The following is a 7,242-nucleotide window of genomic DNA, read 5'->3' as shown; positions in this document are numbered from 1 at the left end:
GTGGATGAGTTTATTCGACGGGGAGGTGAAGTAAATAGGACGGTACATGTGGGTCAAAGGTAAGAGGTAGCAAATCAAGTAGATAGGCGTAATTAAATACAAGATATCGCGTAGGGTGGGCACTGCCCACCAACTAGGTTTCATTCACAATCTATTTTATAAAGAATTGCACCTAAATACTTACTAGAATTTCTCTATAACCCTTGTGGTGGGCAGTGCCCACCCTACTTGTGTACCGATCCAGAAGGGTACTCTCTACATCCTCGGTTGGGGGAGGTACCCTGTCTTGTATCGCTAAACACTCGGGAAACCCGAGGAGCGCGAGCCGCTCCCCCAAACCCCCTCCAAAGGTTAGACTAGTGAGCCGCGTGGTGCGGCATTCACTCTATGCTAGATTTTAGTTGTGGGGTAAATGAGGATTTTAGCTCGATCGAGCTAACTCAACTGTCAACTTTGCCCTGAAGCTCTGTCTGAGGGTCAACTGTTTAATCTTATGGCACAAGAATACTATCAGCAAGGATTGGCAAAGGCTCAGGCTGGCAATTTGCGCGGGGCGATTGAAGATTTCGATCTCGCCCTGATTGCTACGCCTGAGTGGGCGGAGGTTTTTTATCGGCGTGGCTTGGCGTATTTCGATCTGGGCGATACCATTACCGCGATTTCTGACTATACACAGGCATTAGCAATCGATTCTCATCATCGCGATTGTAGCTATGCACGAGCGTTGGCGAGATTAACGCTCAAAAATTTTCCGGGTGCGCTCGTAGATATCGATCGCGCGATCTTATTCGGTCGCGATTATGCGCCAGCATATCAGCTCAAAGGGCTGGTCTGCAAAAAACTCGCTAATTATTCAGAGGCGATCGCGGCGTATAAGGTGGCTGCTAATCTATATCTAACCCAAAAAGATCGCGAAAATAGTCAGCGATGTTTCGATCTGGCGCAATCGCTCCAACCCAAAACCTTCGCCCATCTGCCTGCGAGTATTTCGCCCATTGCCCCCAAATCGACCCCCAGACCCCCGCTAACTAGTCCAGAGCAGTTTTATATCCAACTACTAGAACAGGGCGAGCGGGGCGACTTGGCAGGGGCGATCGATAATGCCAATTGGGCGATCCAAGCTAGTCCGAATGAGGCATGGGTTTACGCCTGTCGCGGGGCATTATATTCCAAACAGGGCGATCGCACGGCAGCTTTAACTGATTTCAATCGTGCGATTCAACTCGATCCTAATTCTCACGTGGCGTATCGCGGACGCGGTAAATTGAGAGATAAGATGGGTGATTATCGCGGTGCAATTTCAGATTTCGATCGCGCTTTAGCGATCGAGCCGCAGGATGTATTTATCTATTTAGCACGCGGCAATGTCCGGGTGAATTTACACGATTATCCGGCGGCGATCGCAGATTTTGCTCAAGCAATCTCGATCGATCCGCAAGAGCCGTTAGCGTATCTCAACCGCGCTCAAATATACATCAAAACTGAAGATTTACCTCAAGCGATCGAGGATTATCAAACCGCTGCAAATCTCTATCTAGAACGTCAAGATTTAACTAAATATCAAGAGACGATCTCTCAATTACAAAAATTTCAACGCGCTGCACCCCAGTCGGCACCACCACCGCAACGAGATCGATCGCAGCCCCAAAATGAAGCCCTGCGCCAACGTTTATATGTATTAGTCAGCGGACAATGGGCGATCGCCCAACGGCTGATCGATCGACTCAAAGAGGAGCAACCCGGATATGAAGAGGATTGGTACCTCCAGCGAGTAATTTATAATTTAGAAGAGGGGTTATAATCTGCTCTAAATATTTCAAATCCAGTAGGGTGGGCAATGCCCACCAATTAGGTTTAAGTCATTACCTATTTGATAAATAATTGCGCCTACCTACTAGCTAAAATTATTGGAGACGTATTTCAATAAAATGAAAACTGCATATGTATCCACTAATCAGTTGACAGACTTATAACCTGATTCATACAATTCAATTTTCAGGATAGCCCCAAAAAATCTGAAGATAGAATATTAGCTAAACAGCGTTCTAAATCGAGTAATTTCTGTTGTTGCTGAGGGTCGATTTGACGATCGATCTTAATCTCTGGATTAATTGCCGCCGCCGCTCGATCGCGATACGATCTAATTGTCTCGATCGTCTCAGTGTTTAGTCTAAATAAATAATCAGCCGCCGCATCGGTATAAGCTTCTAAAACTTCTGCCGAATTATCAAGATTTTTACTATTACTAATATTGTCTGAAGATCGATCTCCCGATCGTTTATTCGCAATCGTACTCGCACCGCCAGCAACTACAGCTCCTAACGGCCCTGCGAGGATCCAGCCCAAGCCAGTCGCCAGTGCGGTAGGTGTCAAACTGTCGAGTGTGGAAGCTGTTGTCGCAGGTTTTGGTGGGGGTTGAGCTGGCGATTCTGGCAATAATACTTCCGGCGGTTCTGGTAAAATAATCTTCAGTGGCGCGACTGGCGAAGTATTAAAAAAACTCTCAGCTTTAGCCGCCCAATCATTAATTTCTTGTTGAGCATATTTCAATCGCGGACGGACATTACTCGATTCCCATTCACCAAATCTATCTTGTTGAATAGCCGTAGTCAGGGGTGATTGATAAAAGCTAATTAGGTTGGGTAAATATAGCCATTGCTCGACTTCTTTAAGGCTATTTTCCCATCCAGATTGGATCAATGTTTGCGCTTGACGTTTGAGGGCTAGCTCTCGATCGCATTTCTCTTTCGTTTCATTAACTTCCGCTGTTAATTTAGCAATCTGCGATCGTAATAATCCCTGAACTTCCAATCCCAACGATCGCAACACAGGCAACCGCACATCAGCTAGTTCCTCCCGCTGATACGCCACAATCGCCTGGAGCGCCGAAATAAATGAGGATAACCCCGAAGTATGCAAAGTCGCGTCATCACCCTTCAGGCGGGCACGTAGAGCCGGGAGAGCGTCAACTCGATAGAGGTTGCTAATCCCCGGCGGTAATTGCGCTCGAAAACTCTCAGCCACAAATCGCAACCGATGTTGAACTTCTTTCTGTTCTTCTGGCTCTAACATATTCGTAAAATTAGCCACGAATACCACGGTATTAATCCCGCGATTTTCTAACCAATCCCGCAGATGTTCGCGCTCCCCCAACGTCATCAATTTGCGGACATCCAACACATTCACCACCAAATCCGCCGCCAATAATCGATCGCGTACCAATTTATCCTGCTCGTCGCGATCGTTCGTACCTGGTAAATCGAGTAATTCTACCCCAGTTTTTAAAAACGGATGGGGAAAACTCACCTCGACTTCCAGCACATCATCCCGCATCCGCCGATCGTCATCCAGTGTCGCAAATTCAGTTAAAATATCGGTATTCTTCGCTGCGATTATTTGCCCATTAGTGAGAGTTATTTTAGTCGCCAACTCTTCACCATAAACGACTTTAATCGCCGCGCCAGTAGTAGGGATTAGATCGATCGGTAAGGTTTTATTACCCAATATTGCATTTAATAACGTCGATTTACCATGATTGAATGGCCCAAAAACAGCAATTTGGTAGTTCGATCGAGCTGATTTATTAGCCAGCGTTTTGAGGTCGTTAGCCAGTCTAGAATTTGGGTCGATTTCTAGCTTGTCAGCGGCAGTTTGAAGGTGGGCGATGAGTGAGGAGTTCATGGTTTGGCGATCGGGTTAAATAAGTAATTTAAAATAATTTGTCGATCGGATAGATTTACATCTAAAATTGAGATAGTAGACGTTGTGCGCCTTTATTTTATGTTAGAACCACTGAGTCAAGCTAAACAACCAAGACCACAGACTGCAAGCCCTGTAAATGCTCTAGATAGATCCCCTGCCGAACAACTAGAACGAAATCAGAGGCTCCAAACCGTATTGCGTCAATGGTTAGATGAAGAACTAACACCAGAAGAATCAACAGCAAGAGCGGAGCTATGGGAAAACTTTAAAAACATAGTAGATAGCAGTAGAGAACCTGGACGCACACTTTATTCACATGAATAAAGCATGATTGTATTTTTAGATAGTGGGATTTTAGGTTTATTGTCTTCACCTTATCAACAAGGTGAGGCTGGAGAGTGTGGTGAATGGCTATATAGATTATTAGCAAGAAGTGTTTATGTAGTCAGTTCCGATATTTGTGACTATGAAGTTAGAAGAGGATTGAAGTTAGCTTTAATCGATCGTCCAGTGCGATCGGGTTTACAACAGTTAGATGCTTTATTAAATCTCATAGACACCCACAAACTCCATCCCCATACTATTTGAAGCATTGACAGGAATATTCCAAGAAATTGCTTCTAGCCGCTTGAGTCGTTCTATGAAATTAGCCTGTAATTGAGAAATCGCGATTTCTCTAGTTTCAGCTTCGATCCGAGAATCGGGAAACTCCAAGACAGAAGCAGCAATTTTTCCAGGTTGGAGAGTTTCTACCAGAAGTGTTACTTTCATATTCGTAGCTGGTTTGGGTAAGGAGCCGTTAAATTGAGTGGTCATCGCCCACAAATATCTATGGATTATTCCATCATAGATGGTATACATTGGTTTCTGTCCTGAAAGCGGATGAGGAATAGTGAATTTACGATTTTGATATTTGATTTATAGCTGATTCTTGATACGGTGGATTGCTGAACTACCTAAGTAAACTGTAGCAATTAATAATAAAGTAGCTGTAGCAATCGCAGTCGTTATTTCTTTGAAATGATTCTCAATATATTCAATCTGAGTTTTTAATATTTTTCCTTGTTTTGAATTGCCTTGTTCTTGTACTAAATTTAGTGCTTCTTGATAGTCTGTCAGAGCGGCATATTTATACTTCAATGCAGACACCGGATCTTTCTGCTTGAATTTTAGCTTAGAATTAGCTCTTTCTATATATAATTTAGATACATGAGGGGAAATAGAAATTGCTCGATCTAGATCCTGAATCGCTTTTTGATACTTACCTTGTTTTGAATGTATCTCACTTTGTTTAAAGTAAACTTCCGCTAAATGTAAATTTTGTTGACTAGGTGATGGGTTATCTGTACTTCTCGCAGTTTGCTGATATGTAAGTATTGATAGTACAGCAATTAAAACATTGACTAGCTGATATCTAAACTTCATACAATTTTGTTATCTATTTTAGAGTTAGCTAGTAGATGCTGGGCAGATAAAAGGTTTAGGGTGGGCAATGCCCATCATCTAGATTTTAGATAGAATTACTACAGATTAACCATTTAAGAAACCTTGATATAAAGACTCGATCGATTCCGACTCTTTCACCACATCAGCTTCAAATTGTTGCAACCGATTGACCTCAGCAACTCGATCGATCTCCTGAGATTCTTTCTGCTTGACGAGATTTTGTAGCTCGCCTTTACGGGTAGCAATATCATCATTGATGCGTTTGATAACCTCTTGCTCGTAGGTGTCAAAACACTCTTGCGCGGCACTATAAATCGGTTGCCATTGTTCCTTAGAAATCTCTGGTAATTTGGCAACTAATTGTTTCTTGATTTCCTGGGCGAAATACTTCCGCGCGTGATCGACTTGGAAGGCGGCAACACCTAATCCAGCGATAAGAATGCCAATTGGGCCGAGAATTGCGCCGAAGATGACGGCAATCCCCGCAGTTGTAAAGATGTTGAGTAAAATGCTCTGGAAATTGAAACCGCCAACGGCTAAAGCAGCTACCGCAAAGTTACCAGTCGCGATCGAAAATAAGCCCATCGCCCACTTTGCCCAGGAGGGGGTGCCATCGCCTTCGAGGGTATTATTCCGAGTATGAATTTTACCCGTCAGTTTCTCCGCCATCTCTTGAGTGATATTTTGATAATTAACGCCATGTTTTTGGGCTTGCTCTGAAAGTTCGCTAAAAGCGGCTGTGAGTTCTTTTTGAGCCGAGAGCGTCCAGGCGGCATATTTATCGTTGATGTACTGTTGGAAGCCTTTCTGGGCGGCTAGGTTGAACTGTTCGCGCTTGCTGTCGCTGAAGAAGTCGGTAAATTGCAGATCTGAAGGTTGATAAGCTTGGAAATCGGTATCGAAAGTATCTTCTAATTTGAGTAAGTAAGTCTTCATGGAATCGGCGATCGATCGAGCCTGACGATCGCGCACGCGGCGAATATCATCGCGGAAGCCATCGCGAATTTCTTGGAGTTTATTAAATTGCGGTTCGACGGCGGCGATTTTAGCTTTGAGTTCGGCGACATCAGCGTCTAGTAAAGGAATTCGTCGGGCAACGGCTTCTTGAACGTGGCTACAAGTTTGTTTGGCAATAATCCGCGCTTGACGCAATTCGGCGATCGCGCGTTCTTGAGTTAGAAATGTATTGAGTGCGTTGATAAATGGGGGGAATCCAGTATCGACTAAATCGGCATCTTTATCTTTAAGGCGGCGGCGGAGTGCGGTAATCGAAGATAGGGGAAATACGCGCTCATCGTAAATATCGTAGCCATCAACTTTACAATATTCAGCTAGGTTAGCTTTGAATACGCGATCGAGTTTGCCTTCGGCTGCGGCTAATTCTGTGGCATCATCAGGATCGATTAATGATTCCTTGACTCGATCCCAAGCATTGATTAGAAAGAAAACGCTCAAGCCACGATCTTTGACGTAGTTCTCTAGATAACGACGTTCGCCTAATGTGCAGGGTTGCGACGCACTGAGAACGAATAATACTGCATGGCAATTATTTAGATAACCTAAAGACAACTCATTCCGCGCTTCGGTATCATTCAAGCCGGGACTGTCGATGATTTCAATTCCTTTTGATAGTAACTCTAGTGGATATTCCACAACGGCATAGTCCACATCGGGAAAAGCGGGTTTGTTGCTTTCTTCGAGTTGCTTGGCTTCGGCTGGATCGATCGTGTATTTAGTTTTGAAGGAGCCAAAATCGATCGCTTCTGGTAACTTACCATCCTTGAAATGCACGGTGACTTTTTTCTGTTCGCCGTAGCGCAACACAGTTAATAATGCCGTGCAGGGATTGACATCGCTGGGTAAGATATTTTCGCCGATGAGAGCATTGAGAAACGTACTTTTGCCCCGTTTCATATCACCCAATACCATCAGCCGGAATACACCATTCTGGAGGTTGGTACTAGCTTTGGTGAGATCTACTAAATCTCGATCGAATCCCATTTCTCCGGAGCCTGTCTGGGCGGCGAGTTCAGATTTCTGGAGCTTGGCTACCATCCGGCTGAGGGAACTAGCCACTTCTTGGCGGACTCTGGC

The 7,242-nt window shown here is 44.4% G+C and carries 6 protein-coding genes; 2 read left to right on the top strand and 4 right to left on the bottom strand.

Annotated elements, in window-relative coordinates:
* The first annotated feature begins 493 nt into the window (after positions 1-493).
* Entirely contained in the window at positions 494-1,801 is a 1,308-nt protein-coding gene (locus RMO35_RS07770) for a tetratricopeptide repeat protein (protein WP_309739955.1), read from the top strand.
* Positions 1,802-1,995: 194 nt separating this feature from the next.
* On the opposite strand, the gene RMO35_RS07765 is transcribed toward RMO35_RS07770, so the two are convergent.
* Complete coding sequence (locus tag RMO35_RS07765) at positions 1,996-3,681, bottom strand: dynamin family protein (RefSeq protein ID WP_309739952.1); 1,686 nt, start codon at positions 3,679-3,681, stop codon at positions 1,996-1,998.
* A gap of 348 nt (positions 3,682-4,029) precedes the next feature.
* Between RMO35_RS07765 and RMO35_RS07760 the strand changes: the two genes are divergently transcribed.
* Positions 4,030-4,290, top strand: coding sequence for a hypothetical protein (locus RMO35_RS07760; RefSeq protein WP_309739949.1), 261 nt, complete (start codon positions 4,030-4,032; stop codon positions 4,288-4,290).
* Here RMO35_RS07760 and RMO35_RS07755 read toward each other — a convergent pair.
* The 3 genes from RMO35_RS07755 to RMO35_RS07745 form a co-directional block, all read right to left on the bottom strand.
* The gene (locus tag RMO35_RS07755) at positions 4,246-4,518 is read right to left on the bottom strand and encodes a hypothetical protein (protein ID WP_309739947.1); all 273 of its coding nucleotides are present in this window, start codon (positions 4,516-4,518) and stop codon (positions 4,246-4,248) included. The two genes, RMO35_RS07760 and RMO35_RS07755, sit on opposite strands and share 45 nt — an antisense overlap.
* A 102-nt stretch (positions 4,519-4,620) precedes the next feature.
* Entirely contained in the window at positions 4,621-5,127 is a 507-nt protein-coding gene (locus RMO35_RS07750; RefSeq protein WP_309739945.1) for a tetratricopeptide repeat protein, read from the bottom strand.
* 105 nt (positions 5,128-5,232) lie between these two features.
* Positions 5,233-7,242: dynamin family protein (locus RMO35_RS07745; protein ID WP_309739943.1), on the bottom strand; the 2,010-nt coding region annotated here is incomplete at its 5' end.

It is taken from the genome of Chamaesiphon sp. OTE_20_metabat_361 (assembly GCF_031364565.1).
Note: the sequence above shows the minus strand (reverse complement) of the source record. Positions and strands in the feature narration are given on the sequence as shown.

Excerpts from the sequence above, each read along its gene's own strand:
- RMO35_RS07770 (WP_309739955.1), top strand. The coding sequence starts at position 494 with ATGGCACAAGAATACTATCAGCAAGGATTGGCAAAGGCTCAGGCTGGC.
- RMO35_RS07765 (WP_309739952.1), bottom strand. The coding sequence starts at position 3,681 with ATGAACTCCTCACTCATCGCCCACCTTCAAACTGCCGCTGACAAGCTA.
- RMO35_RS07760 (WP_309739949.1), top strand. The coding sequence starts at position 4,030 with ATGATTGTATTTTTAGATAGTGGGATTTTAGGTTTATTGTCTTCACCT.
- RMO35_RS07755 (WP_309739947.1), bottom strand. The coding sequence starts at position 4,518 with ATGACCACTCAATTTAACGGCTCCTTACCCAAACCAGCTACGAATATG.
- RMO35_RS07750 (WP_309739945.1), bottom strand. The coding sequence starts at position 5,127 with ATGAAGTTTAGATATCAGCTAGTCAATGTTTTAATTGCTGTACTATCA.